We start from the raw sequence: 1,338 nt of genomic DNA on the forward strand, positions 1-1,338 counted from the left end.
TCTTTGGAGTAGTTGATGGTGTTGGTGGCGCGGCGCATATAGGCCTTCCAGGCGTCGGAGCCGCTCTCGCGCCCGCCGCCGGTCTCCTTCTCGCCGCCGAACGCCCCGCCGATCTCCGCGCCCGAGGTGCCGATGTTGACATTGGCGATGCCGCAGTCCGAGCCCTCCGCCGACAGGAAGCGCTCCGCCTCCTGAAGGTCGCGCGTGAAGATCGACGACGACAGCCCCGCCCCCACCGCATTGTGCTGGGCGAGCGCCTCGTCGAAGTCGGCATATTTCATCACATAGAGGATCGGCGCGAAGGTCTCCTCCAGCACCGGGCCGGCATGGGCCGGCATTTCAACGATGGCCGGGCGCACATAATAAGCCTCGGCATGGCCGGTCTCGACGCGCGCCCCGCCGGTGACCGCGCCGCCGGCCGCCTTCGCCGCTTCCAGCGCCTTTTGCATATTGTCGAAGGCGGTTTCGTCGATCAGCGGCCCGACCAGCGCCTTGCCCTCCAGCGGGTTGCCGACCGAAACGCTCTCATAGGCCTTCTTCAGCCGCGGCACGATGGCGTCGTAGACGCTTTCATGCACGAACAGACGCCGCAGCGTCGTGCAGCGCTGGCCGGCCGTGCCCATCGCCCCGAAGGCGATGGCGCGCAGCGCCATGTCGAGATCGGCCGACGGGCACACGACGCCGGCATTGTTGCCGCCAAGCTCCAGGATGGCGCGGGCGAAGCGGCCGGCCAGGCGCGGGCCGACCGCGCGGCCCATGCGAGTCGAGCCGGTCGCCGACACCAGCGGCACTTGCGGATGATCGACCAGCGCCTCGCCGACATCGGCCCCGCCGATCAGCACCTTGAGCAGCCCTTCCGGCGCATCCGCCCCGAAGCGCTTCACCGCGCGCGCGAAGATCGCTTCGCAGGCAAGCGCGGTCAGCGGCGTCTTCTCCGACGGCTTCCACACCACGGCGTCGCCGCACACCAAGGCCAGCGCCGCATTCCACGACCACACCGCCACGGGGAAGTTGAAGGCCGAGATCACGCCGACCACGCCCAGCGGGTGCCAGGTCTCCATCATGCGGTGGCCGGGGCGCTCGGTGGCGATGGTCAGACCGTAGAGCTGCCGCGACAGCCCGACCGCGAAGTCGCAGATGTCGATCATCTCCTGCACCTCGCCCAGTCCCTCGGACGGGATCTTGCCGACCTCGATCGACACCAGCCGGCCGAGCGCCTCCTTGTGGGCGCGCAGCTCCTCGCCCAGCAGCCGCACCAGCTCGCCCCGCCGCGGGGCCGGCGTCATGCGCCACTTCACGAACGCCGCATGGGCTTGCCCGATCGCACGCCCCGCTTCC

At 69.8% G+C, this 1,338-nt stretch carries 1 protein-coding gene; it reads right to left on the bottom strand.

Annotation, left to right across the window (positions count from 1 at the left end; translation table 11 throughout):
• Window positions 1–1,338 (bottom strand): L-piperidine-6-carboxylate dehydrogenase (gene amaB / locus ABID44_RS18645; RefSeq protein WP_354153175.1); only part of this gene is annotated, 1,338 nt, incomplete at both ends.

It is taken from the genome of Aquamicrobium ahrensii, from assembly GCF_040545755.1.
Lineage (GTDB): Bacteria > Pseudomonadota > Alphaproteobacteria > Rhizobiales > Rhizobiaceae > Mesorhizobium > Mesorhizobium ahrensii.